The sequence below is a fragment of the Microcoleus sp. ARI1-B5 genome (assembly GCF_036705795.1).
Classification (GTDB): domain Bacteria; phylum Cyanobacteriota; class Cyanobacteriia; order Cyanobacteriales; family Microcoleaceae; genus Microcoleus.
The window spans coordinates 1-26,233 of record NZ_JAUBVK010000048.1; the positions used below are offsets into that span (position 1 = coordinate 1).

General features: G+C 47.0%; 19 protein-coding genes. 12 read left to right on the forward strand and 7 right to left on the reverse strand.

Going from position 1 to position 26,233, the window contains the following annotated elements; genetic code table 11:
* From QUB63_RS33340 to QUB63_RS33350, 3 genes are all read left to right on the forward strand, one after another.
* A partial coding sequence (locus QUB63_RS33340) for a DNA primase family protein (protein WP_332949673.1) occupies positions 1-2,187 on the forward strand: 2,187 nt, incomplete at its 5' end.
* A gap of 135 nt (positions 2,188-2,322) precedes the next feature.
* Positions 2,323-2,601, forward strand: coding sequence for a hypothetical protein (locus QUB63_RS33345; protein WP_332947739.1), 279 nt, complete (start codon positions 2,323-2,325; stop codon positions 2,599-2,601).
* Positions 2,602-2,661: 60 nt separating this feature from the next.
* Positions 2,662-3,144, forward strand: a complete 483-nt coding sequence (locus QUB63_RS33350; protein WP_332949674.1) for a hypothetical protein — start codon at positions 2,662-2,664, stop codon at positions 3,142-3,144.
* A 265-nt stretch (positions 3,145-3,409) separates the two neighbouring features.
* Here the strand turns inward: QUB63_RS33350 and QUB63_RS33355 are convergent, their stop codons facing one another.
* The 3 genes from QUB63_RS33355 to QUB63_RS33365 form a co-directional block, all read right to left on the reverse strand.
* Positions 3,410-4,066: a hypothetical protein gene (locus tag QUB63_RS33355; RefSeq protein WP_332949675.1), complete on the reverse strand. Its 657-nt coding sequence runs from the start codon at positions 4,064-4,066 to the stop codon at positions 3,410-3,412.
* Positions 4,067-4,608: 542 nt separating this feature from the next.
* Positions 4,609-5,574 carry an N-acetylglucosamine kinase gene (locus tag QUB63_RS33360; RefSeq protein ID WP_332949676.1) on the reverse strand — a complete coding sequence of 322 codons (966 nt, stop codon included), beginning with the start codon at positions 5,572-5,574 and terminating at the stop codon, positions 4,609-4,611.
* A 76-nt stretch (positions 5,575-5,650) separates the two neighbouring features.
* The gene (locus tag QUB63_RS33365; RefSeq protein ID WP_332949704.1) at positions 5,651-6,007 is read right to left on the reverse strand and encodes a zinc ribbon domain-containing protein; all 357 of its coding nucleotides are present in this window, start codon (positions 6,005-6,007) and stop codon (positions 5,651-5,653) included.
* 359 nt (positions 6,008-6,366) lie between these two features.
* On the opposite strand from QUB63_RS33365, the gene QUB63_RS33370 reads away from it, so the two are divergent.
* On the forward strand, positions 6,367-6,693 hold the full coding sequence (locus QUB63_RS33370; RefSeq protein WP_006634797.1) for a phasin family protein: 327 nt from the start codon (positions 6,367-6,369) through the stop codon (positions 6,691-6,693).
* 284 nt (positions 6,694-6,977) lie between these two features.
* Positions 6,978-7,565 (forward strand): FKBP-type peptidyl-prolyl cis-trans isomerase, encoded by a 588-nt coding sequence (locus tag QUB63_RS33375; RefSeq protein WP_332949677.1) that lies wholly within the window; start codon positions 6,978-6,980, stop codon positions 7,563-7,565.
* A gap of 198 nt (positions 7,566-7,763) precedes the next feature.
* On the opposite strand, the gene QUB63_RS33380 is transcribed toward QUB63_RS33375, so the two are convergent.
* The 4 genes from QUB63_RS33380 to gloB form a co-directional block, all read right to left on the reverse strand.
* A complete protein-coding gene (locus QUB63_RS33380) occupies positions 7,764-10,379 on the reverse strand; it encodes a replicative DNA helicase (protein WP_332949678.1) in 2,616 nt (871 codons plus the stop codon).
* Between the two features lie 235 nt (positions 10,380-10,614).
* Complete coding sequence (gene rplI / locus QUB63_RS33385) at positions 10,615-11,073, reverse strand: 50S ribosomal protein L9 (RefSeq protein ID WP_332949679.1); 459 nt, start codon at positions 11,071-11,073, stop codon at positions 10,615-10,617.
* A 532-nt stretch (positions 11,074-11,605) separates the two neighbouring features.
* The gene (locus QUB63_RS33390) at positions 11,606-16,705 is read right to left on the reverse strand and encodes a PAS domain-containing protein (protein WP_332949680.1); all 5,100 of its coding nucleotides are present in this window, start codon (positions 16,703-16,705) and stop codon (positions 11,606-11,608) included.
* A gap of 524 nt (positions 16,706-17,229) precedes the next feature.
* A complete protein-coding gene (gene gloB, locus QUB63_RS33395; protein ID WP_332949681.1) occupies positions 17,230-18,003 on the reverse strand; it encodes a hydroxyacylglutathione hydrolase in 774 nt (257 codons plus the stop codon).
* 223 nt (positions 18,004-18,226) lie between these two features.
* Between gloB and QUB63_RS33400 the strand changes: the two genes are divergently transcribed.
* The 7 genes from QUB63_RS33400 to QUB63_RS33430 all read left to right on the forward strand — a co-directional run bounded on the left by QUB63_RS33400 (position 18,227) and on the right by QUB63_RS33430 (position 26,141).
* The gene (locus QUB63_RS33400) at positions 18,227-18,430 is read left to right on the forward strand and encodes a hypothetical protein (RefSeq protein WP_332949682.1); all 204 of its coding nucleotides are present in this window, start codon (positions 18,227-18,229) and stop codon (positions 18,428-18,430) included.
* A gap of 349 nt (positions 18,431-18,779) precedes the next feature.
* Complete coding sequence (galE, locus tag QUB63_RS33405; RefSeq protein WP_332949683.1) at positions 18,780-19,781, forward strand: UDP-glucose 4-epimerase GalE; 1,002 nt, start codon at positions 18,780-18,782, stop codon at positions 19,779-19,781.
* 112 nt (positions 19,782-19,893) lie between these two features.
* Positions 19,894-20,730: a hypothetical protein gene (locus QUB63_RS33410; protein WP_332949684.1), complete on the forward strand. Its 837-nt coding sequence runs from the start codon at positions 19,894-19,896 to the stop codon at positions 20,728-20,730.
* 133 nt (positions 20,731-20,863) lie between these two features.
* Positions 20,864-21,661, forward strand: coding sequence for a class I SAM-dependent methyltransferase (locus QUB63_RS33415; protein WP_332949685.1), 798 nt, complete (start codon positions 20,864-20,866; stop codon positions 21,659-21,661).
* A 14-nt stretch (positions 21,662-21,675) separates the two neighbouring features.
* Entirely contained in the window at positions 21,676-22,833 is a 1,158-nt protein-coding gene (locus tag QUB63_RS33420) for a glycosyltransferase family 4 protein (protein ID WP_332949686.1), read from the forward strand.
* Between the two features lie 86 nt (positions 22,834-22,919).
* Positions 22,920-24,923 (forward strand): ABC transporter ATP-binding protein, encoded by a 2,004-nt coding sequence (locus QUB63_RS33425; protein WP_332949687.1) that lies wholly within the window; start codon positions 22,920-22,922, stop codon positions 24,921-24,923.
* Between the two features lie 18 nt (positions 24,924-24,941).
* Positions 24,942-26,141 carry a glycosyltransferase family 4 protein gene (locus QUB63_RS33430; protein ID WP_332949688.1) on the forward strand — a complete coding sequence of 400 codons (1,200 nt, stop codon included), beginning with the start codon at positions 24,942-24,944 and terminating at the stop codon, positions 26,139-26,141.
* Positions 26,142-26,233: the final 92 nt, after the last annotated feature.

Here is a 26,233-nt window from a genome sequence, read left to right on the forward strand (position 1 = left end):
GAGAAAGGGGAAACAAAAGGTATGGACGATTTCATCAACAAAAACGGGATTGAGGCTTTTAGGGCAATCCTGATGAAGGCGACAGAGAACAATAGTAAGTCACTTGACACAAGTGATTTTATTGACAAGGTTAAGCAGTTGCCGCCACCGAGTGCAATAGCAGAAGAATTGCGCGAAGCGTACCAAGACAAGCTGGCGTGGGAATCCGAGTATCAACTGTGGCGGCGGTACGGCGCGAAGAATGAGGGGGTGTGGGACGTGGAAACCCCGGAAAGCGTGCGGGGATTAATCCACGCGCACTTGCGCGTCAAAGACCTACCGTTTAACGCTGGGTACGTTTCGAGCATTCTCACGATATTGCAATCCGACCGGGAAGTTCAAGATTGGAACGAACAAAAGGGCTTGATCCCTCTCCGGGACGGCGTTTTAGACATCGCAACCAAAGAATTAAAACCGCACGCACCAGGGTACAACTTTACTTGGCAGCTACCGTTCAAGTGGGCTGACCACGTGATTGGATGCCAACCGATACAAGATTTTCTGCTGAAAATTACGGGAAACAAAAATATAGCTGAGGTACTCAGAGCGTTTTTAGCCGCCATCGTTACCCGCCGTTCTGACCTTCAACGCTACCTCGAACTGATAGGTGGCGGCGGTACAGGTAAAAGTACGTTTATGGCGCTCGCCGGAGCTTTAGCGGGAGCTGACAATACCGTATCCAGCCAACTCCGGCTGCTGGAGACAAACCAATTTGAGACAGCAAAATTCTACCGAAAACTTTTAGTAACTTTCCCCGACTCCGAACGGTGGCAAGGGGGAGTATCCGTCCTGAAGCAATTAACGGGTCAAGACCGGATGAGATACGAGCGCAAAGGGGTACAGCAGTGCCGCGACTTCATCTTTGAGGGCATGGTGATGTTGACTGCCAATGAGGCCCCGGAATCAACAGACAAGACATCCGGGCAAGAGCGGCGAAAACTTACAGTCGTGCTGGATACAAAAGTGCCAGAGTACGAAGGGCTGGAACTAGGCAAACTATTTGAACCCTTTTTACCGGGCTTGCTTGCTTGGGTACTTGAGATGTCGCGGGATGAGATAACCAGACTTATCAAGCACACCGACCGCGAAGTACCAGCACTGGCACGAGTAAAGTGGGAGCAACTAACTCAAACAAATCCGATTGCCGCTTGGCTGGATGAGAAAGTAGTTGTTGAACCCGAAGCAAAACTTTACATCGGACTGGGGGATATAGAGGAAGCGGGACGCTGGGGCTACGCTAATTTTTGCAAGTCTCAGATGGAAAGCGGACACAGGAATAGTATTCCGATGAAGCGATTCTCCCTCAACTTGAGAGATTTGCTCAAGAATCAATTGAAGGTAGCAATCAGCGAAGGGCGAGACCGAAACGGCAGCTTTATTCAGGGTATCGGCTTGCGGTGCAAGCTTGACCCGACGGGTCAGTATTACTCTTGCCCCGTCACTAAAAAACCGTTCTGTGATGGATTTGTGGTGGATGGTGACGGTTGTGTGACGGTTGAAGGCCTTGCGGATGTCGGATTTGACGGATGTGATGGATTTTTTCAAAACTCAAATCACACAAAAAACTCTCAACTAGAAATACCTTTCGACTCGCCCCCCAATGATTTGTGTGGCGGGGATGACGAAAAAAATCCATCACATCCGTCAAATCCGACATTACCAAGCACTCCAGCCGTCACAAACTCATCACAGGAGTCTAAAAATCCAGCATCTCCCGCAAGTTCCCTTCAAAATTACGCAAACAGGCGTCTCGCCAACAAACTAGCTGACGACGTGCGGGAGGCTGCTGCTGAGGGCAACCGCGAGAAAGTAAAAGAAGTTATGGATCGAGTCAAATCTCACCACCCTCAAATCCAAGGGTTTTTCCAAAAATCCTTTAGCGAAGAAGAAAAGGCGGAACTCGGCTTGTTGAAAAATTCCAATTCTGACTCACGCTCAACCAGTCGGCGTCGCATTTTTGAGGAAAATGACCGGGTAGTAGTTATTACCTCCGGCCGCTCGAAAGGGGCAAAGGGGACTATCGTAAAAATCCGCATTTACTCCGACCGGACAGGTCTGCTGGTGAGATTTGATAAAGAAGTTGCATACATGAAAGAGCAAGAGTTCCTCAACAGCGACTTGATGTACTTAGCGCCGGGGATGGAATGAAGTTATACCAGTAGCGCTTGGTACTAGCATACGGCCCCTATAGAATTAATTCACTTGTGTCACGTGATAAAATCCTTGACAAAACAAAAGCAACCGTGTCAAGCTGTTAACAGTAAATCACGTGACACAAGTGACATGACTAAAAACATCAATGACGCTAGCTTAGCCAACCTCAAGCACTACGAGGGGAAATGGAAGCACGGACAAACCCGCACCATCCGAGTGCCGATCGCTCTAGCCGATCGGGTGCTAGCACTAGCCAGACAGCTAGATAGCAGAGAATCGCTTGACACAAGTGATGTACCTGACGCTGCCACCTTACTTAATCACTTGAAAGCCAAGCGCAAAAAGTCCAAGTGCGACCTAGCGGACGTAGAAGCGATTTTGGATATGTTGGGCGGTTCGTTGTCTTAAAGTATTTCCTGGCGTAGCCGCCTACCTTGGGCGGCTACTTGTGAAAATGAAGGTAAAAGCATGATGAAGGTAAGCCCTAAAAGTTTAAACAATTTAAAACCCGGTGCTAACAAAAAGGATGCCGTTCGGGTGACGCTGACTCTCAAGCCAGAAACGGTCAAGCTTTTGCGGATGACTGGCAACATGAGCGAGGCGGTGGATAAGTTCATTGAGCTTGTCAAAAGGGGCTGCGTTCAGCACGACGGAATGCTCAATCCGATTACCGGAGCGGAACCAAGAAAACTAGAGTCACATCATGCACATAGCGTGAATGAAGCGATCGCGCTTCCGTGCCAGGAGTCAAAACCAGATTACTGGGTGCAAGTGCTTTCTCGCAAGGATATGATAGAGCGCGGGTTCAGCCCTTACAAGCTCGATAGTATGCCCTACGGCACCGCCGTGCGGGACGGGTACGGTGAACTGTGGTGGAAAGAGGCAATTGACAAGGGTAACGAGAATCTACGCCCTCTGGGGTCACGTGCAGATACTGTGTGGTGTCGCTAGAAGATTGATAGAAGAGTTCGCTTGTAACCGAGTACCGGGTAGGGGACACTGGAGTAAGCAAATGGGTCGCAGCAAGGGCTGAAACGCCCCAAAAATGACTGTTTTGCTAGAGTCATGATAGAAATCAGGCTAACAATGGCTGAAAGCATTGAGGAATATAAGGCTGCTCAATACCGGCGTCAGTATGCCTGGCAAATTATCGGGAGACCACAAGTTATCGATCGACAATGTTTTGCTGCAAATACTTAATCGGAAGATTCCAATATTACCGCAGCACGATGTCCGATCGCAATCTCACTGATAAATCTTCTTCCGGGCGAATCACGATCACGTCAACGCTGCGCCGCCCTAACAATACACCAGCTAATGCGCCGATGCCAGCGCCGCCCAATACTTCTTCAGTGGCGATCGCCTTGTCGCCGGTAATGCCTGCTAGCGCTGCTGCTGCTGCTGCACCCAATGCTGCACCTTGGGCGATCGAACCCGTTCCAGCACCTTTTTGAACTCTTTGGGTTCTGGTAATAATTCCCGAATAGCCATCAATCCGATAGCGTTGGCGGCGGCTGACAATTAACTCTCGGGCAACAAATTGAGTACCTCTTTGATTGCCTCTTCTGAGAGGTCGCAATTCCCCGACAATCTGGCTACCTGCGGGGATTAATACTCTGCCTTGAGCTGTGCGGATGTCTCGCGCTACTGTTAATGTTAAAGGTGCAGTTTCATCGGGGGTGACAAGTATTTTTTCTTGTTCGTAACTAACTGGAATTACACTACCCGACGGAATTCGGATGCTATCAAATTGTGAAATTCGTTGTTGAGCTGATGCGGGAGCAGCTACCACCAGCGGGGCGCTGGTTGCCACTGTAATTCCCACTGCGAGGATTGCTGCTGTTGCTGAACGCCATTTGTGAGAAGTAATCATATAATTTGTCTCCTTGTTTTGGTTTTGTTTTACTTAGAAATGTACTACTGCTAAATCTGTTTCGGGTTTCGCATTCATTTGATGTTTTAATTATGGCAGGCCCGAATTCTGCCCGTTGGGAAGATAAGGTAGATAATCAAGAATTTTAAATTTTGGGAAAATTGAGAAAATCGGCTTGACTGGGGCGATCGGGAAGATAAGGAAGATAAAGGAGAGATTTGGATTCATCGTCCCCTTAGCAGCTAGCAATTGAGTCATGGACGCACCCGAACAAAGAAACCGGGTTTTTGAACCGAAATTGAGGGTTTTGGGCAAATATTTTGGTAAAAAACAAAGGTGATGGTCTCAGAGTGCGATCGCTAACTAAGTTAGCAGTTAGCAGTTATAGTTCGCGATCGCACCCGAACAAAGAAACCGGGTTTTTGAACCGAAATTGAGGGTTTTGGGCAAATATTTTAGTAAAAAACAAAGGTGATGGTCTCAGAGTGCGATCGCTAACTAAGTGAAGCTGAAATCCCAGGATGAAGCGTCAGGGGACGACCTTAAGAGTTGAGAGCGTTTAAGGCTAACAATCCAGCACCGAAAGCTGGTTCGTATCGGGGCAAAATTACCTGGGCTTTCGGGGCGATCGCACTTATGGCACTTTCAAACCGGCCCCGGAAATTTGCCTCTGAGCCCCACACACCTCCGATCGTCACAATTTCAAATTCTTCTGTTGGGCTAAATAGCGCTGCAATGGCTGTTTTTGTTGAAAATGTTAATTCTGCCACAGCACGATTAATAATGCTGTCAGCGACGCGATCGCCCTCTGCTGCTGCTCGATCGACAATCGGCGCTAAAGCTGCAATTTCTGTGACTCCCCAACCGCGCCGATAAACGACATCTACCAATGCTTCTAGCTTATTTAGGCCTAAATGCTGTTGGAATTTTTCCGCCAGCACGGTAAAGTCGGAACGCCCGTCGTAGAACTTTAAGGCAGCTTGCAAACCCCCAACGGCGATGTCATATCCACTGCCTTCATCGCCTAAAATATATCCCCAACCGCCGACTCGTTGAGTTTCCCCTTGACGGTTTTGCCCGAAAACAATCGAACCAGTTCCAGCAATAACGGCGATACCTACTGAATTGCCCGTGCCGCCAACAAGTGCGATCGCGCAGTCGCTGCAAATTAGGATATTCCTCGGTAAGAGCGATCGGGTTACTGGTAAAGTCTTCGCCAACTGCAAGTTCTGCACTACAAATTGCACTATTTCAATATCTTTGGGACGCGCCACGCCTGCTAGTCCCAGACAAATTGCTTCAATGTTGAGATTGCTATTTGCCTCTATTTTAGCGGACAGAACTGCTCGTTCGATCGCCAATTGAATCGATTGTTTTGCTGTCTCAATGCCCAGGGTTTGATAATTTGACGGGCCTGCTTCCCCGCGTCCCAAAACAACTCTGTTTTCGTCCATTAAGATGCAGATAGTTTTAGTTCCGCCGCCGTCGATGCCGAATACGTAACTCATGGATAATTTAGAGAATGAACCGCATAGCAAGCCCGACCGACGCAGATATCTCTATTCTACGCTTGATATAATTTGATTAAATCGACAAGGCAATGCTAATAATAATTAAACCAAATAAAGCCAACCAAACGAGATTGCGCTGACACCAATTTTTGATTGATTGCGGCGGGCCACCGCTGATGTAACGGCTCGTCTGCGGCACAAGCGGCTCGGCTTTATTGTGATAAAGCGTGCATTCTTTGGCGAAGGGACGCTGCGGGTAGTTGCAGGTGTCGTCTTCGTGGTAAATACACGTAGAACACAGAAATTCTTGGGATGCCGATCGATAAAGCGGGATACCCGGATGACCGAAAGCTTTGAGAGGGGTTTTGCAGTGCGCGCAGGCGATCGCTCGGGAGTCTACAGGTTGGTGACAGCGGGGACACTCAGGCATTAGACAGCAGGGTGATTGGTTCAGTTGACCTGGGACAGTTGACCTGGGACAGTTGACTGCTTGAGGGCGACCTCTACCTAGAAGTCCGAGGATGGGAGTAATGAATAGTCGAATTTTAATTTCTCCCGAAGAAGCTTGGGGCTTTAAACCAATTTTTTCTGGTAATTTTGTCGGCAGGCTTTGAATGCGGGTTTTCCGAACGCCCATTGGCGGGTTAGACTCGCCAGCAGGCGGCTGGATGCTCCAAAATAGAAAGGTAGGTCAGTGCTGGTGTAACTTAAATTGTACAAAGGGTTTCGCAGCGACCGCAGGCGACCTGAGCCGATCGGGTATTTTGGGGCAAACAGTAGGAAAAATCTATGGATAACAATAGCAACTTACTCAAACAACTGGTAATGCTGGGCATTGGTACTACCTCCTTGGTGGCGGAAAAATTGCAGGAAGCCAGCGAGCAATGGGTCAAAGATGGGAAAATCAATCCCGAGCAAGCCAAAACCTTTGTCGATGACATGACTGAGCACCTCAAGTCTGAACAGGGCAATTGGGATACGCAGTTGCAGCGCCAACTCCGCAATATCCTGCAAGATATGGGCGTTCCCCGACAGTCGGAAATGGATGAGTTGCGCGGCAGGCTCGATCGTCTCGAACGTCAGATGCGGGATCTAGAAAACCGCAACTGGCGCTAAGTGCGATCCCATAGCTGCAAGCAACGCTTGCGGGCGATCGCGCGCTTGCTGCTATCTTGTGATAAAATTGTCACCCGAACGCAGAAAGCTCAATCAGGCACTTATGTAGAAAGCAGAAGGTAGAATTACAAACATTCTGACTTCATACTTTCTTTTGCCTTTAAAATTAACTGGCACCCGCCATTTTTTGGCGGAAAAGTTCAGATAAAATTTTGTAGTTCTTGTTGTACTAGATGTCTTAGATATCTGAGATATCGCGGTTAAAAGTGTCAGGAGGATTAATTGTGCAAGGAATTCTGGTCAGCTTGGGGGTAATGCTGGTTTGCTTTGTGTTTTTGATAGTCGCTCAAATGAGCGGTTATGTACCTACAGCAGTTGCCTCCGAAGTGAATAATCCTTTAACCGATGCTGCGCTTGAGATACTCTCAGCGAAGTCTTTCACTGAAGATAGCTTGCTAGTAGCTGATGCTAATTTACCGAAGGAACCAGCTACTATCGCTGGCAATAACATGACTGATAATACTGAGAAAACTGTCACCACAGATTCAGGTCTGAAATATGTTGAATTGAAAGAAGGTAATGGGGCGACTCCAAAAACCGGCCAGAAGGTTGTAGTGCACTATACTGGCACTTTGGAGGATGGCACGAAATTTGATAGTTCGCGCGATCGCAATTCTCCTTTTGAGTTCAAAATTGGTGTCGGCCAAGTAATTAAGGGTTGGGATGAAGGCGTCGGTACAATGAAAGTTGGAGAGCGCCGCAAGTTGATTATTCCCCCTGAACTAGGTTATGGTGCTCGCGGTGCGGGCGGGGTGATTCCTCCTAATGCTACGCTGATTTTTGATGTGGAATTGTTGAAAATCGCTGGCTAGGTAGCTTAACTTAACTAAGCGTAAAACTTTGACGGTGTTGAGAAACCCGGTTTTTTTAAGAAACCGGGTTTCTGCGTAAGTCCTGGTTGATTTAAGTAAATCGACCTAATTAAACGTAAAATACGGCTCCCGCTCAAGCTTGCTGTGTGTTCCTTCTTCCTTCTTCCTTCTTCCTTCTTCCTTCTTCCTTCTTCCTTCTTAAGAGCGCTTCGGAGATGCCAGATTGCGAAATGAGGTATATTGGGCGTCAAATAATAGTTTGATGATTCCTGTGGGGCCGTTTCTGTGTTTGGTGATGATGACTTCGGCAATTCCGCGATCGGGCGAATCCGGGTTGTAATATTCATCGCGGTACAGCATAATTACTAAATCCGCGTCTTGTTCAATACTATTATGAGCGTACAATCCTTGTGTAGCAAAGTTTTGAACTTTCTCTACTGTTAGATCGTAAACCATATCTTCGCCGATGAAATCTATTTTTTTTATCTTATCCCAATAGATATCGCTAAGAGCAATTTTCCTAATTTCCTCAGATCCTAGAAGAGTCGCTAACTGCGTAGCTCGTTCTCGGCTGATATCACATTGATAGGAACTGTCGCCACAATAGCGCACGCCCAAACCTGATTGAATTTGTTTAGTTGTTAAACCTAAATTTTCTCTGGCAATATTAACTTGGGTTCGCCAAACCTGGTTAGGAATTAAATCTCGGTTCGTATTAGCCCGTCCAGAATTTTTTAGATATATTTTGACGAGGGCTAAACCTTCTTGTTTATAATTGCCAACCGCACCAATCCGCTCTACAAATTTATCTAAATCTTGCTTCCCGCTTACCCATATTTGATATTGAGTTCGTCCTTTATTACCTTGAGAAACTGATTTTAAGGAGGCATTAATATTCAATCTTAATAATAACGATTGAACTCCCCGCGCTAGTTTTTTGCTACTAGACGCATAATAAACATTCGGATAGTGGGAATTGTCTTTACTCGTGCGGATACAACCATCAGTTGCCCATAGGTGTCGGAGAAAAAGAGCGAGCGATTCTTGGGGTTGGGTAAATACTAAACTGGGAATAAATTTTTCATGGGAACGTAAACCAAAGACTTCTAATTGTTCTAGCCATTTAGTAATCGGATTTTTAATATTGGGAGCGAGATGATAACTAGCGGGGAGATAAACTTGATACCAATCACGTTCGCGTTTGATACGGGGATTAATTTCATCACCAAATACTTCTCTAGCCAAGTGTGCAACTAATTCAGCTAAATCTAATTCTCGCGTCGTGTACTGAATGGTATGTCGAGGTAAAGTACAACCATCACCAATTAAATGTCCTAGTAAAGCTAATTCAGCATTACCCATCGTCTGCACTTCAGTACAAGGAATCGATCGAGGCATAGCAATCCGATCGCCTATTTTTAATTCATCTAAACGCTTCCAACCATCTGATGCAAGGAACTTATGATTGCCTGTTGCTGCGATCGAATTTCCCAAGCTAGTTGTCATCTCCCATACTGGCTTGACTCCAGTACAAAAAGCATTAGTCACCATCGCTCTTTCCTGTTTCATGGTATCTAAATTTAATCCCCAAACAGCAAAGCCAGATTTACCGACTAAATCGCGAATCGGGACTTCTAATCCACTATCGGCCATAGTAACTAAACTATCACCACTCAGACATCCGCTTTCCCGTAAATCCGACATCATCGGCCGCTTATTTGTCCTCGCTTCCACACTTCGACTCAACTGAGACAAAGCAATAATCGGCACGTTTAGTTCGCGGGCTAAACCTTTAAGGCCTCTAGTAATTCGAGATAATTCTTGCACGCGATTGTCGCTGCTACCTTCCATTAATTGCAGGTAATCTAGCAAGATTAATCCTAGTGCTCCGCCTTGTTCGGCTTGGAGGCGGCGGGCTTTCGATCGAATCTCCATCACGGTAATATTGGGAGTATCATCAATAAACAGCGGCAGTTCTGATAAGTTACCGATCGCCGTACTGATGGGTTCCCATTCATTTTGACTGATTCTGCCCGATCGCAACCTATTACTTTCTATTTTGGCTTCGCTGGACAGAATGCGCTGCACTAGCTGTTCTTTCGACATTTCTAAGCTGAAAACAGCAACCGGTAATTTTTGCCCTCCGGCGGCGATGTGGTGCGCGATGTTGGTACAAAAGGCCGTTTTGCCCATTGCCGGCCTGGCTGCAACGATGATTAAATCCGATCGCTGAAAGCCGCCTGTCATGGCATCTAAATCGTAAAAACCGCACGGAATACCGGGAAGCGTGAGGCCTTCATTGCGATTTTCTAGGTCTTGAAATGTTTGGTTTAGTGTTTCGCCGATCGATACTAAATCTTGTTGCGGGCGGTCTTGAGTTATGCTGAAAACTTCTTGTTCGGCGCGGTCTAAGACTGTTTCTAGCGGTGCTGCTGTCTCGTAACCTAATTGTACTATGTTGTTGCCAGCTTCTATCAATCGGCGGCGCTGATATTTGTCTTCAACTAAGGCTGCATATTGGTCGATGTTGACTGCTGAAACTGTGCGATCGACTAATTGTGCTAATTTAGTTAATCCTCCGACTTGTTCTAACTGGTTGCGATCGCTCAGCCAAGTCGTTACCGTCATTAAATCCGTAGGTTCGCCCTGCAAAAATAGTCCTAATGCCGATCGATAAATGACTTGATGAGCGGTGATGGCAAAAAACTCCGGTCGCAGAATTTCAGCAATTCGGGAAATAGCTTCGGGGTCAATTAAAATCCCGCCCAAAATTGCTTCCTCTGCCTCTATATTTGTCGGCATCAAATCGCTCATTAGTCAATAGTCCTCAGTCATTAGTCATTGGTCGTTGGTCGTTGGTCGTTGGTCATTGGTCATTAGTTGCCAGTTATTAGTCTTCAGTTTCCAATATGCAAGTTAGCAGTCCTCAGTCCTTAGTTAGCGGTACTCACTTCTTAGTTGGCAGTGCCTAGTTGTTAGCTAAGGACTAATGACTAACAACTAATGACTAACAACTAATGACTAACAACTGATGACTGATGACTCTTAATTACATCGGGACAACTTGAATATTAACTTCGGCGGTAACTTCTGCGTGCAGTTTGATTTCAGCTTTGTATGTACCAATGCCGCGAATTTCGGGTAGGGTGATGCCGCGCCGATCGACTTCTTGACTGGTAGAGTTGAAAATCAGCTCTGCTACTTCTTGGTTGGTGACAGTACCAAAAATCGCGTCTCCTTCGCCGACTTGCTTGGAGATGATGAAAGGCCCGGCTGCTTCCAGGGCGGTTTTGCGGACTTCGGCTTGCTGCTTGAGCTCTAGCTGGCGCAGTCTTTCTTCTTCTCTGCGGCGCTCTGCTTGCTTGAGAATGCCCGGAGTGGCTCTAAATCCCATTCCTTGGGGTACTAGGTAGTTGCGGGCGTAGCCTGGGGCTACTTCTACTACGTCGCCAGCTTTGCCGAGTTTGCTGACATCTTTGTTTAAAACTAATTGGACGCGCTTGGCCATGATCGTTGCTTGTGGGTTTTAACTCGAACTGTTTATAATAGCGAAGTTTGAGCGGCGATCGCAAGGGAGAAGGAAGTTCGGCCTTACTCGCAATGTGCGGGATGTAACGGATGGATGTTGAGATTCGAGGTTCGAGGGAACTGAGATATTGCATCATTCGTGTGGAAGCCTTTTACGGGCGGGCTCTTCTGCCCGCTCCACAAGAAAATTAAGTAGGGACACTCCAAGAGTCCAAGGCGTGTCAACTTAAGCTTTTAGTCCGCCAAGTTCTCTCGCTCACCCGTTAGTCCGCCAGGGGTTAAAACCCCTGTCTCAAAGCTAAAGTCCTCTAAAGAGGACTAATGAGTTGAAAAATTCTTCTTCTGAGTCCTCATCGCGAGGACTTTAGCTATTAGCCAGGGAATTCATTCCCTGGCGGGCTTGCGGGCTGACTGGCGGACTTGCGGGCTGACTGGCTGACTTGTGGGTGAGCGGGAGGATTTGCTGGACTGACAGCTTAAGCTGACACGAAGAAGGGAAAGGTGCGGTGTCCCTACTGCACTTCATATACCCTCGGGCCGATCGCCCGCGCTACAGTAGCAACTAACTGAGTCGGATCGATCGGCTTCGATAAGTGCTTGTCAAATCCGGCTTGCAAAACTTGGCGCTCGTTGGCTTCTCCAGCATAGGCCGTTACGGCGATCGCCACCAGCCCCCGATACTCTGGCGGCAGTTGAGTGCGGATGTGACGTATCAGCATATACCCGTCCATCTCGGGCATTCCAATGTCGCTGACGAGCAAATCCGGTGCAGTTTGGGCGATCGACTCCAGCGCCTCAGCAGCAGATGACAGGGAAATCACCTCGGCACCCGCTTCCCCGAGCACGAAGGCGACAAAATCGCGCGAGTCCGCCTCATCATCTACTACCAAAATTCTCAATCCTGCGAGCGGCAAAGATGAAATATCGGCACTCTCAGATGAATTGACGGCTGCCTCCTCCTGCCTTCTAGAATCATCATTTAATAGCGGCAACCTCACCGTAAACGTCGCTCCTAGATTTTCTCCGGGGCTTTCTGCAAACACCGTACCGCCGTGAAGTTCGATCAGTTGGCGGACGATCGCCAATCCCAATCCCAAGCCGCCAAATTTGCGAGTAGTCGCGCCGTCTTCTTGTCGGAAATGCTCGAAAACATAGGGCAAGAAATCGGGAACAATGCCTTTACCCGTGTCTGTAACTTGAATTTGAACTTGGTGTTCGATTTGCGTTAATCGAACTTCAACTCGACCGCCTTCGGGCGTAAATTTCACCGCGTTCGATAACAAATTCCACACAATTTGCTGCAAGCGACCTGTATCGCCGAGAACAAGATCGACATCGGGATTTAAGATTGTTTCGATTTGAATCTTTTTAGCTTCTGCTGCTAATTGCACGGTGTCCAAAGCAGACAATATAATTGTTGCAACATTCACCGGAGCAACATTCAATCGGAGTTTTCCTTGCAGAATCCGAGACACGTCGAGCAAGTCTTCGATTAATTGAGATTGCAGTCTGGCGTTGCGCTCGATCGTCTCCAACGCTGTGGCGGTTTTAGCAGGGCTCAGTTTGCGGCCTCGCAGCAGTTGCGACCAGCCTAAAATCGGATTTAAGGGCGAGCGCAACTCGTGAGAAAGCACCGCCAAAAACTCGTCTTTAATCCGGTTAGCTCGCTCGGCTTCCGCGCGCGCAGTTTGTTCCAATTGCAGAACCATATCGCGCTCGGTTTCCACTTGTTTGCGCTCTGTAATGTCGATCGCAGAACCGATAAAACCCTCAAATTGTCCGCTTTCGGTAAATCTGGGAACAGCCGCATCCAGCGCCCAATAATATCGGCCATCCGGGCCCCCCACGCGAAATTCCGTGCTGTAAGGTTCCAGGCTTTCGTGGGCCCTCAAAAATACATTCATCGCCTGTTCTCTGTCTTCTGGATGCACTGCGTTTATCCAACCAAATCCCAAACCTGTTTCCTCAGTTTGACCTGTGAATTTATACCAGCTTTCGCTCACGAAAATGCAGTAGCCTGTGGAGTCTGTTACCCAGACCATAAATGGAGCGTTGTTAGCCATATTGCGGAATCGCTGTTCGCTCTCTTGCAGCGCGGCTTCTGATTGTTTGCGTTCTGTGATATCCCGACAGACAATGACTCCGCCTGTGATTTCGCGGCTTTTATCAACTACCGGATAACCGCTGATACTGACCCAGCGACCTTCGCCATCTTCGCGGCGGACAAATATCCCTACATCATTGACATATTCACCTTTTATTGCTCTGGCTAGAGGTAGTTCATCCTCGGGAAAAAGGGTTTTTTGGTCTGCCAAAAATAGTCCGTAGGTGCTCGACCATTCTTGATAGGATTTTTTATTCGTTAGCTGACCGAACATTTTCACTGCGGCTCGGTTAAACAGCACAAATTCCCCTTGTTGGTTGGCGAGAACCAAACCGTCACCAATGCTGTCAATAATTACTTGCAGTAACTTAGTTTGTTCTTGCAGCGCGACTTCCGATCGTTTGCGATTTGTGATGTCGTTGGAAATGCCAATCAAGCCGATTACTTCTCCCGCTTCATTGCGGTAGGGAGCTTTCATTCCCAGAAATGTCCGAATGCCATCGGGAGATTCTTCGACAACTTCTGTTTGACCGGATTCCATGATGCGCTGGTCGTTTGCGCTGACGATCGCTCCCAGTTCTGCTACTGGGTATAAATCGCGATCGCGCCGCCCAATTACTTCAGCAGCAGGTTTGCCGATCGCCTCAAGCGTAGCTGGATTTGCATAAATAATACATCCTTCTCGATCTTTGACAAAAATTGGCGTGGGCGCTGACTCGTTAATCACGTTCAAAATTGCATTTTTTTGCCGCAGTTCTTCTTCTGTACGTTTGCGATCGCTAATATCGCTCCAATAAGCCGTAAGTCCATCGGCTGCTGGATAGGCCCTCACTTCTATATACATTTGGAGCGACGGCGAAAACTCTTCAAACTTGACAGAAACTTGCTCGTTAACGACTCGATGAAATTCTTGATATACCCTCGAATTGGATTCTCCCTCGGCGGGGAATAGCTCCCAGATCGATCGACCTAGCAAGTCGGCTCTCGATCGAGAAAGCAGTTTTTCAGCAGTGGCATTAACGTAGGTATAGCGCCACTGCGAATCGATCGCGATAAAGGCATCGGTAATACTTTCGATAATATTGGTGACTTGCTGGTTTGCGAATTGCAGCGCCAGTTCAGCGTTTTTGCGCTCGGTGATTACTTCCGAAAAAATGATGATGCCGCCAATCTCACCGCTGTTGGTTCGCCAAGGATGAATTTCCCAGCGCACCCAGTCGATCGAGCCCTCAGCGCGGGGAAACGGATCTTCTGGGCACATTTCGACGGCTCCCGCCAGACAGCGCTGGTGGATTTGTTTCCAACGATCGGACAATTCCGGAAAGATGTCGTAGTGCGATCGGCCGACAATGTTTTGAGCGCCCAGCCCGTAACTTTCCAGCCAGCGATCGCTCACCAGCATATACCGCATTTGGCGGTCAAACATCGCCACCCCCGCAGGCGAATGTTTGACCGCCAGATGCAGTTGCTCGGACTGTTGCCGCAGGCGATTTTCTGCCTGTTTGCGATCGCTGATTTCTTTGAAAAGCAAGGCGACTTTGCGGCTGTGCGGCTCAGGAGTGCGGAACGCCGAAACCTCAAACCAGCGGTTCATGACTTCCGAGCCCTGCTCAAAGCGCAATGGTTCGCCTGTCAGCGCAACTTTGCCGTACATCTCAAACCAATAATTTTCGAGATCGGGAATGAGCTCTCGCGCAGTTTTACCCGCAGCTTGTACGAGTCCGGTTTGTTTCTCGAAGGCCGGATTGACTTCCAAAAAGCGGTAATCGATCGGCTTTTCGTTGTCGTCAAACAGCAGTTCGATGACGCAAAAACCTTCGTCTAGGGACTCAAACAAAGTGCGGTAGCGTTCCTCAGAGTCGCGCAAAGCTGCCTCCGCTCGTTTGCGATCGCTAATATCCACAAACGCCGCCACGCAGCCGCGAACTGCGCCCTGTTCGTCAAATAACGGCACCGCATTCACCAACCAATCTAATGCCGCCCCGTCCGATCGCACCATTTGAATTTCCACATCTCGCACGGGGGTGCCGGAAGCCGCAGCCCGCTGCATTGGGAGTTCTTCTGGCCCGATTTCCTGTCCGTTGCTCAGTTGTCGGAAGGGCAGGAGTTCGGCTTGCTCTGAGCTTGCAGAAACATTGGCATCCGGCGGCACCCTCAGCATCGACTGAGCGCACCGGTTAGCGCGAATTACTTTACACTCTCGGTCGTCGGCGATCGCGATCCCGACGGGTACAGCATCAAATATTGATTCCAGTTCGTTCACTCTACGCTCTAGTTCTTGATTGAGCCGTTGAATTTCTTTTTGGGAAGCTTTGCGATGGGTAATTTCGTGCACTGTCACATTCACGCCCAGCACGCGATCGTCCTCGGCCATCAGCGGATAGAGACTCAACAGCCAAGCCTGTTCTACTCCCGGCTGTGCTGAGTTTTCCCCGTGAATTTCGAGCTGTTCGACGGGAACTTTAGTGGCGATAACTTCTCGGTAAAGCGGCTCTAAATCATCTGCTTGTTGTGGCAAGATTTCGCGCAATGTTTTACCGATGTGGGCGGCGGCTGGAACTCCGTTAATTTCTGCGAGGCGCGAGTTGATGCGGACAAACCGCAAGTCGGTATCGATAAAGCAAAGTCCGATCGGCGCGCTAGCATAAATTGCCTCAATTTCTGCCAGTTGTTGGTGCGCAGTTTGTGCTTGTTCGATCGCAGCAGCCCGAGCCGCTTTGTGCTCGGTCACATCTTGAAAATAAACGGCAATTCCCGAGGCGATCGGATAAGCTCGTACCGCATACCAAGCATTGAGCGGCCCATAAAAAGATTCAAAACTAACTGTAACTTGCTCCCTGGCGCAGCGGCGGTATTCCTGCTCGAACAAACTCCCCGCAGATTCGGGAAACTCTTCCCAAACGCTGTTGCCGATCAAATCTGCCGGGGTTCGATTCAGCCACCGCGCCGCTTGAGAATTAACGTAGGTAAACCGCCAGTCTCTATCCAAAGCAAAGAAGCCGTCGGAAATACTTTCGAGGGTGTCTGAGAGTTGTTGGGCGGGCGCGTCAGTGACGAATTGTGACCCAGGTCGATCGATTGCGGTGAAGGTTGTAATTACTGCGTAGGGAGTCGATCGATCTCCCTGAAATAAAGGTTGAGAATTGAGCTTCAACCAAATCAATTCTCCCTGCGGTTGATAAAAGCCCATAATGACATTTGAACAGGGTTGCCCGGTTGAGAGCGCCACCATCGCCGGATGCGTCTCGCCGGGAAAATCCGATCCATCTTCGCGCACAGTCTGCCGCGGACAGTTTATGGAAGTGTTGCCCTGCATTTGTTCTGCTGTCATCCCCAACAGTTTCTCGGCGCAAGAATTGCACGCCTGAATGCCGCCATCTGCCAATTGCAGAACCATCCCTACATCTGTTGTGGGCAAAGCCTCGCCCTGGTAGAGTGCTGTGTTAGAATCCTCTGAAACAGAGGCGTCAATTTTCGGTTCTGGTTCAGTATTGCCTACATTTTTCATCGGTTTCTAACAAAGCTCGTTTTAGTTTTGGCCAAGCCAATCGCGCTCATCTATATAATATAAGGAAATAATTCCGAGGAACTTTTGATTTAAGCAGGCTGACAATTCAAACCTCAGAGAGATGTCGATCGTCCTGCGGTCATATCAATATCTGGACAATTTATTTTATACCAGAGTCTTGCGTCTTGACCAGTTGCTTCGACGCGGGCGATCGGCAATTTTCGGGCTGTTTCCAAGGAGCGGTCAGCCTCATCAGTTTTCCGCGCTGCTGCATACTATCAACGGCTGTGGATGGTTGCACAAACTTCACCTAATGCACGTATAGCAGTTGACAGTTGACAGTTGACAGTTGACAGTTACCAGAAATAATTGGTTTAAAGCCCCAAGCCTTGTAGGGAGAAATTAAAAGAAGACTATTCATTACTCCAATCCTCGGACTTATGATTGTCAAGTGCTGTCCACTGTCAAGCGGTCAACTGTCAACTGTCAACTGTCAACTGAATGAAGGCTGACTTTGCTACTTGTCAAAACCGGTCTTTCATGCCGCGCAATCGAGCGAAGGTTTGCACGGGATCGCGACTGTTGGCGATTTGTTGCAGGTTGGGAAAATCAAGGCGCAAAAATGGGTTTGTGCTTTTTTCGAGGCCGATCGATGATGGTATGGTAGGTTGCGATCGGCTGCGCGCTTCTTTAACTTCGGCCCAGCGCTGCTGCAAATCGGGATTGTCGCCATCTACGCTGATGGCAAATTGCAAGTTGTTCAGGGTGTATTCGTGGGCGCACCAAACTCTGGTATTGTCGGGCAAGTTTCGCAGTTGTCCGAGGGAGGCTACCATTTGAGCTGGAGTGCCTTCAAACAGTCGGCCGCAGCCTCCCGCAAACAAAGTGTCGCCGCAGAACAATTCGCCGCTTTCCCCTGGGTTGCTGGGCGGGAAATAGTAGGCTATGTGGGCTTTTGTGTGGCCGGGTACGAAGAAGATTTCGGCGGTTCTACTGGCAAATTCTACGCGATCGCCCCCTTGCAAAAAGACTTGCTGTCCGGGTATTCTGCCTCTGTCTTGGGCGCCGCCGTAAACTGTGATTTGGGGAAAGCGATCGATCAGTTGCTGGTTGCCGCCTACGTGGTCGCTGTGGTGGTGTGTATTAAAAATTGCTGTTAATTCGGCTCCCAGTGAGATCAGTTGCTGCAAGACCGGCTGTGCTTGGGCTGGATCGACGACGGCTGCTGTGTGGCGATCGGGGTCGTGCAGCAAGAAAATGTAATTGTCGGACAGTACCGGAATCCGATACACCTGCATATAAGACTGCCTCTGTAGGAAAATTAATATACAATTGGATTAGTTTGAACGCTCTTTGAAGGCAAAACGCAGAATTATAAAATCCGCGCATCTATCTTTGGGAGTAAAACTCTGATACCTTATTTTTGCGGTTCCCCAAATTGATTTGTGGTTTGGTATCCACTATTTTTGGGTCAAGAACTGCCAACAGGTTTAATTATTCTGACATAAAGCGATCGAATAAATGCGAACATCTCAAAATAAATCGAACTTAACAATTTCTCAAATGGTCGATCGGATTGTCGCGTCTGGCAAAATCTCTCGCCGGGAACACTTAGTTTTGACTTCTGCTATCCTCTCAGATGATAAAATTTCAGAGGAGGATCGATATCAAATCAATCGGATATTTGATTACATCCAAATTGGTCGCCTCAAGTTCATCGATTGAACTTTTCAGTTGACAGTTGGTAGTTGACAGTAGACAGTAGACAGTAGACAGTAGACAGTAGACAGTTGACAGTTGACAGTTGACAGTTGGTAGTTGACAGTTGACAGTTGACAGTTGACAGTTGACAGTTGACAGTTGACAGTTGACAGTAGACAGTTGACAGTTGACAGTAGACAGTTGACAGTTGACAGTAGACAGTTGACAGTTGACAGTAGACAGTTGACAGTAGACAGTTGACAGTTGACAGTTGACAGTTAAAGCCGATCCCCCCGGCGCCGGGGGATCGGCTTAACTGAATTCTGTTCGCAATCTCACCGACAGTTACATTTACAAAACAACCCAGAATAAAATGAGTAGAGAAAAACCAACAATTTTGGTAACGGGCGGAGCAGGATATATTGGCTCTCACGCGGTATTAGCGCTGAAAAACGCCGGTTACGGTGTGGTGATTTTGGATAATTTAGTTTACGGACACCGAGATATAGTAGACCGGGCTTTGCAGGTAGAGCTCGTAGTTGGCGATACGAGCGATCGCACTTTGCTCGACAACTTGTTCGCCACCCACAAAATTGATGCGGTAATGCACTTTTCTGCTTACGCTTACGTGGGCGAATCTGTTACCGACCCAGCTAAATATTACCGCAACAACGTCATCGGCACGATTACACTTTTGGAAGCGATGATTGGTGCTGGCGTCAAGAAATTGGTGTTTTCTTCTACTTGCGCGACTTACGGCGTACCGCAGAAAATCCCGCTCACCGAAGACCACCCGCAAAATCCGATCAATCCCTACGGTGCTACTAAGTTAATGGTAGAACGGATTTTGTCGGATTTTGACGCTGCGTACAATTTCAAGTCTGTTTGTTTCCGCTATTTTAACGCGGCTGGAGCCGACCCGAACGGGTTGTTAGGAGAGGATCACAATCCCGAAACTCACCTGATTCCGCTGGTGTTGTTCGCTGCTTTGGGGAAACGAGATTCGATCGCAATTTTTGGCACGGATTACGATACTCCTGACGGTACTTGCATCCGCGATTACATTCACGTTAACGATTTGGCGTCGGCTCACATTTTGGGATTGGAATATTTGCTAAATGACGGCAAATCTGATTTCTTTAATTTGGGTAACGGCGGCGGGTTTTCGGTGAAAGAGGTGATAGAAACGGCCCGCCAAGTGACGGGAAAAGAGATTAAGGCTGTTGAGTGCGATCGGCGTCCGGGAGACCCGCCTAGTTTAGTTGGTAGCAGCAAAAAGGCGATCGAAACCTTGGGTTGGTCTCCAGAATATCCCGACATTAAGGATATTGTAACTCACGCTTGGCAGTGGCACCAAAAACGCCATCACTCTTAGTCTGTAGGGTGCGCACTGCGCACCTTAACCTTATGCAGCACTGCGCACCTTACGCTTAACAAAAAACATCCAGCTTTTGGGAGCGGACACAGTGAGGGAAATAAGTAAATCAATGAATTCAAATAAATTAGCAGTTAAGGGATTTATCACTATTTTAACCGGTCTTTATTCTTTCCAAGATTGCGTTCATTTTGTGGCGTCTGTCAGGAAGTTTCACCGGGAACCAATTATTATTTTAATCGATAGAGTACCTCAATTTTTATATCCTTTACTTCAGGTGTTTGGAAATGTCACATTGAAAAGAGCACCCTCTCACGAAAATCCTGTTTTAGCGTCGCGTCAAGCCAAGCTGGCTTTGTACGGAGAATCTCTGTTTGACAAGACTATTTATATGGATTGCGATATTTGTTTGCTGTCGCCAATCGATGAAGTTTTCGACTATCTTGACGGGGTGGATTTGTTGGTGACGGAAGACGTGCAGCCTGCGATTGCTAAAGCGGGCAATTTATTAAGAGTCCAGCAAGATATTCTGTCAACTTTGCAGTCTGTGGGATTGCCGCTAAACGAAAATAGCATTCAATACAATGGCGGATTTATCGCTTTTACGAACAGCAGTAAAAATCAGGAATTGTTCGCAGAATTTAAGAAATATTTCGAGATGGTAGTTGCGCATCAAAATGTGCTACTGTTGAAAGACCAGGGTGCTTTTGCTGCTGCCGTTGAATCTGTGAAGCCGAAAATGACAACTTTGTCCCCTGTTTACAACTACTTGGATAAGTGGAAAGATGTTTATGCGATCGACAAACCGATCAAGGTCATGCACTGCACTTATCCCTACCGCCCTCAGTACGCAAAGAACGTCACGCGATCGCTCTTTACTCGAATAGTCGATCGCACAGCTAAAATATTTTTACCAAATCAAATTAACAATCCCTGGCGCTTAAAATAAACTTCAGTATTATACCAACCGCAGCCAAATTTGCGAAGATCGCACACACACACACTGTCTCTTATCTCTCTGCGCCCTCTGCGCCCTCTGCGGTTAAAAATCACAAAAGATAAATAGGATCGCTCTAGATACCGTGCAACATTATACCAAAGAATTATATCAATACTTGCAAAAAACAGCGCAAGAATCAGCCCAAGAAATTATCCCTATTCTTTGGGAATTCGTGCAGCCAAAACGAGTAATTGATGTCGGTTGCGGCACGGGGACTTGGCTGTCAGCCTTCAAAGAATTCGGCGTTAAAGATATTTTGGGAATCGACGGTGATTGGGTTGACCGAAAAATGCTAGAAATCCCCGAGACCAACTTTTTAGTATTAGATTTAAGCCAACCTTTGCCCGTAGAACAACAATTTGATTTAGTTGTTTCCTTAGAAGTAGCAGAACACTTGCCCTCCGAGTGCGCCCGGGTATTTGTAAATTCTTTAGTGAAGCTGGGCCCAGTGATTTTATTCTCTGCAGCCGTACCATTTCAAGGAGGAACAAATCACGTTAACGAACAGTGGCCCGACTATTGGGCGAAAATATTTCAAGAGCAAGGATATGTAGCGATTGACTGCGTGAGAAATAAAATATGGCAAAACGAGCGAGTTAAATGGTACTACGCCCAGAATATACTTATATTTGCCAACGCCGAATATTTAACAACGAATCCTGTCTTGCAAAAAGAGGCAGCTAGAACTAACATTTTACAGCTTTCCTTAATTCACCCGCAACTGTATTTGCGAACTGCATCAGAAGCAACCAAATTAAGACAAGAAATCAAAGATGCTTTAGCCTTAAAAGATCCGAGGATTTCCATCAAAAAAGTAGGTTTTGCTTTGCTAACCTTGACAAAAGCTCGGTTAAGTAGGAAAATAAAGCAACTTTTTTAATAAAAAATTACCAAGTGAAAGTTTCATTAGTGGTGAGCGATTTGTCGGGAGGAGGTGCAATTCGTGCTTTTCTCCTAGCTCAAATCCTGATCGAGCTTAACTGCGAGGTAGAAGTTGTCGGATTTCAGTTTGGCAAGGAATTGTATGCGATTCCTCCCAGAGGCATCCCGGTATGTGCGATACCGGGAAAAAACTATCCCGGGTTTTTGATGGATGCTCAAAAAGTTTTGGAAAAAATAGATGGGGATATTATTTATGCAGTCAAACCTAAACCTACAAGTTTTGGTTTATCGCTGCTAAAAAAACTAGATAATCGCCGCCCTGTCATTTTAGATATAGATGACTGGGAACTTAGTTGGTTCGGCGGCGATGAATGGAAATATCGCCCTTCTTTCAAACAACTTTATCGAGATATTTTCAAACAAAACGGTCAGTTGCGAGAACCGGATCATCCGCTGTACATCCAGTGGATGGAAAGTTTAGTTGGCCGCGCTGATGCCGTCACCGTCGATACAGAATTTTTAAAACAGCGTTTTGGTGGTGTATATTTGCCTAATGGTAAGGATACTGAAATGTTCGACCCTGCTAAATACAATCCTGAATTGAGCAGAGAGCGTTACGGCTTGTCCGGCTATAGAGTTCTGATGTTTCCCGGGGCGCCGCGACCTCACAAAGGTGTTGAGGATGTTTTGATGGCCCTCGAACATTTAAATGAGTCCGATTTAAAATTAGCGATCGTCGGCGGAAGTCCTTATGATGATTATGATGATAAACTTGTGAAACAATGGGGGCGTTGGATTGTTAAACTGCCAAAGTTTCCTGTCGAGACTATGCCGTCCGTTGTAGCGGCGGCTCACGTTGTCGTTGTTCCTCAGCGAGAGACTCTGACAGCGGTGGCTCAGTTTCCGCTCAAGCTGACAGATGGCATGGCAATGGCTAAGCCTGTTTTATCTACGCGAGTGGGGGATATTCCAGAAATTTTAGGGGGAACGGGTTATTTAGTCGCTCCGAGTTCTCCCGCTCAAATTTCCCAAAAAATTCAATGGATATTTCAAAATTTGACAGCCGCGAATTTGCAAGGAATGAAAGCTCGGGAAAGATGCGTGAAAAAATATAGCATTCAAGCAATGTCACCAATACTTTCAGATATAATTGCAGGTAGGTTTAGGTGATTTTAGAGCGACTGAAGGGACGAAGAAAAACTGGCTGTAATTAAAGAATATTTTGAGATGCCGTACTGTTTAGCTGGGAATGCTTCATGTCTGCCAATAAGCTACTCCTAAAATTTGCCAGACGATATCCGGGCAGGATTGTGTTAACTGTGATGCTGGGCTTTTCTGGGGCTTTATTCAACGGTATCAGCACTACTCTGATTGTACCAGTGCTTTTAAGTTTTTTAGAGGAAGCTATCGAGCTGCGGGGCGCTCCACCTCTAATTAAAACTTTGATGTATCCCTTTGAGGGACTGCCGGAAAATCAGCGTTTAATGTTGATGACAGCGGCGATTGTTCTGGCAATTACTTTTAAAAATATTGCGAGCTATATCAATACTTTGGTGGCTACTTCTCTGACGCGCTCTCTGACTTTTGATTTGCGAGAAGCGGGTTTGCGGTTGTTGTTAGAAGTAGATTTAGATTTTTACTCTAAAACTAAAGTGGGGGATTTAATTAATAGATTGGGCGGAGAGATTGGCCGGACTGCTAGCGCCGTCGGCACGGCGATCGGAATGTTTACTACCTCAATCACCGTTTTGGTGTTTGTGGGTCTGCTGCTTTCTATCTCGTGGAAATTGACGCTGACATCTACAGTTTTGCTGGCGTTAGTTGCTGGGACAAATCAATATATTATTAACCGTTCCAAGCATTTTGGCCACCTGCTTTCTGAAATGTCGAAAGATTATTCGGTGAGGGTGCTCGAAACCATGACTGGGATTCGGCTGGTTAAGTCAACTGGGAACGAGGAAAGGGAGTATGAGCGGATCAAGCATTTAATTCAAAGGCGAGAACAAGCGGATTTTCAGGCTCAGGTAAACTATGCGGCGATCGCCCCAATTAACGAAGTTGTTAATTTGATAGTGATTATTTTGATTGTATTTATAGGGCGCACAATATTTGCCAATGAGATAGAGTCGATTTCTACAGTTTTGTTGACCTATTTGTTGGTACTTTTTCGGTTAATTCCTTTAATTTCTCAGTTGAATAGCGGGCGCAGTCAATTTGCTAATACTTCGGCTAGTGTAGAGGTGGTTAATGATTTTTTGAGCTGCGATGACAAGCCGTTTATGCTGAACGGTTCTGTGCCATATACTCATTTGCGCTCGGGAATTCATTTTAATAAAATATCTTTTAATTATCCCAATCATAAAAATTTAGTTCTTCAAGGAATTGATTTGTTTCTACCTTACGGTACTACTTTGGCTTTGGTAGGAACTTCTGGTTCTGGTAAGTCAACTTTGGCAGATTTACTGCCGAGATTTTACGATCCTACTGAAGGTAATATCTCGCTCGATGGCAGGGATTTGCGCGAATTTGAGCTGAAAAGTCTCAGAAAAGCGATGGGTATTGTTAGCCAAGATACGTTTTTGTTTAATGCTTCTGTGCGCGAAAATATTGCTTACGCTAGGCCCCAAGCGACGGAGGCAGAAATTGTGGAAGCGGCGAAGGGAGCGAATGCTTACGAGTTTATCGAACTGTTGCCGGAGGGGTTGGATACTCAAATTGGCGATCGCGGCGTGATATTATCGGGAGGGCAGCGTCAGAGAATTTCCATTGCTAGAGCTTTGCTGCAAAACCCGGAAATCTTAATTTTAGATGAGGCAACGAGTTCGCTGGATACGGTTTCGGAAAGGTACGTGCAAGCGGCGATCGAGAAATTGAGCTGCGATCGCACAACCTTAGTAATCGCCCACCGCCTCTCCACAGTCCAAAAAGCCCACAAAATCGCCGTGATCGATCGCGGACAAGTAGTAGAAATTGGCTCCCACGAAGAATTGCTAGCCAAAGGAGGTTACTACACTCGCTTGTATTCAATGCAATTTGCCGAAGAAACCGCTCGCGATGAAGCTCTAATTAGAGGTTCTTACGAAATTCGCACTCGCCTGACTCCCATGATAGCTTACCTGAAATTGCTAGTAGATGAAATGGTAGATTCTCCCGAAGAAAGAGATGAGTTAATCAGAGAATCATTTCACTCGGCTGCTAATATTTTCAATACTTTAGAATTTATAGAAAATACTATTAAGCGTCACGGTGGAAAAAAGTAGAAAATCAGTTAAAAATCCATGTCTAAATATTATGTATTTTTTACCAGAAATGTTTTACCGCAACCCAATGTAGCGAGCTTAGTTCAAGTTGCGCACTCTGCCAATGCCGCAGCAAATCTCGGTTGTCCAGCAGTTTTGGTATACCTCCGCAAAGGCTGGAGTGCTTTGAATCCGGTTGATGTGCTTTTTGCTTTTCGACCGAGAAAACCGGATGACAAACTTGCTAAAACCTACAATCTTCAGGAACAATTAAAAGTAGCAGATTTGCCCGTACCGTGGCCGCTCGATTTTTGGGACAGCAAGTGGACGAGTGCGAGTACAATAGTTTCAAAATACTATTTACCGATTCACCTGCTCAAATCCACTAAAATCGTCCACACCCGCGACTGGAACTTTGTCAAAGCTGCGATAAAAAACGGAATTCCCGCTATCTACGAACAACACCACCATGAAGATAAGAAGTTTGAACCTGAAATCGTTCGCAATCCTTTATTTCAAATTGCTGTAACTGTTGCAGATACTGTGCGAGACAGCACGATCGAGAATGGGATGCCGCCGGAGAAAGTAATTACGCTGCACAACGGTTTTAACCAGTTGTTTCTGGCGAGACAAACAGAATCAGCCGATAATTGGCGGCAGCAATTATTAGCAGGTGACAGGCAGCATTTAGCAGTTTACGCGGGCGGACTTTACCCGTTTAAAGGTGTGGATATGCTGGTGGATGTGGCGCAGGAGTTGCCGGAAGTTCAATTTGCGATCGCGGGCGGCGATTCAGCCCAAGTAACAGCCTACCAGCAGTTAGCCAAAGACAAGCAAGTTAACAACATCAAATTTCTCGGCTACCTGCCTCAAAATCAACTAGCCAGCTTGCTGCAAGCAGCCGATGTTTTGACTCACCCTCACTGTTTGACAGAGGCCGCGACGTTCACGTCTCCTTTGAAGTTCTTTGATTATATGGCATCGGGAACTGCGATCGTCGCGACAGAGATTGCATCTTTAATGGAATTCAAATCTGGCAATATAGCTGCAATTTGGTGCGAACCGGATAATCCGCACAAGTTCGCCGAAAGCATTCGAGATAGTTTGGCCAAATATCCGAGGAAAATCGAAGGTTATGCAGAAACATTGGGTTTTGTCAAGCAGTTTTCGTGGGAAAATAGAATTGAGAAAATTTTGGGGTGTGTGGATGCGGATGTGCGATCGCAAATTATTTGTTAGTCCCCCATTGTGGCAGTCTTTTAGTCCCGCATTGCGGCAGTCTTTTAGTCCCGCATTGTGGAAGTCTTTTAGTCCCGCATTGCGGCCGTTTG

Coding starts and splice junctions, on each gene's coding strand:
- QUB63_RS33345 (WP_332947739.1), top strand. CDS start 2,323: ATGACTAAAAACATCAATGACGCTAGCTTAGCCAACCTCAAGCACTAC.
- QUB63_RS33350 (WP_332949674.1), top strand. CDS start 2,662: ATGATGAAGGTAAGCCCTAAAAGTTTAAACAATTTAAAACCCGGTGCT.
- QUB63_RS33355 (WP_332949675.1), bottom strand. CDS start 4,066: ATGATTACTTCTCACAAATGGCGTTCAGCAACAGCAGCAATCCTCGCA.
- QUB63_RS33360 (WP_332949676.1), bottom strand. CDS start 5,574: ATGAGTTACGTATTCGGCATCGACGGCGGCGGAACTAAAACTATCTGC.
- QUB63_RS33365 (WP_332949704.1), bottom strand. CDS start 6,007: ATGCCTGAGTGTCCCCGCTGTCACCAACCTGTAGACTCCCGAGCGATC.
- QUB63_RS33370 (WP_006634797.1), top strand. CDS start 6,367: ATGGATAACAATAGCAACTTACTCAAACAACTGGTAATGCTGGGCATT.
- QUB63_RS33380 (WP_332949678.1), bottom strand. CDS start 10,379: ATGAGCGATTTGATGCCGACAAATATAGAGGCAGAGGAAGCAATTTTG.
- rplI (WP_332949679.1), bottom strand. CDS start 11,073: ATGGCCAAGCGCGTCCAATTAGTTTTAAACAAAGATGTCAGCAAACTC.
- QUB63_RS33390 (WP_332949680.1), bottom strand. CDS start 16,705: ATGAAAAATGTAGGCAATACTGAACCAGAACCGAAAATTGACGCCTCT.
- gloB (WP_332949681.1), bottom strand. CDS start 18,003: ATGCAGGTGTATCGGATTCCGGTACTGTCCGACAATTACATTTTCTTG.
- QUB63_RS33400 (WP_332949682.1), top strand. CDS start 18,227: ATGCGAACATCTCAAAATAAATCGAACTTAACAATTTCTCAAATGGTC.
- galE (WP_332949683.1), top strand. CDS start 18,780: ATGAGTAGAGAAAAACCAACAATTTTGGTAACGGGCGGAGCAGGATAT.
- QUB63_RS33410 (WP_332949684.1), top strand. CDS start 19,894: ATGAATTCAAATAAATTAGCAGTTAAGGGATTTATCACTATTTTAACC.
- QUB63_RS33425 (WP_332949687.1), top strand. CDS start 22,920: ATGTCTGCCAATAAGCTACTCCTAAAATTTGCCAGACGATATCCGGGC.
- QUB63_RS33430 (WP_332949688.1), top strand. CDS start 24,942: ATGTCTAAATATTATGTATTTTTTACCAGAAATGTTTTACCGCAACCC.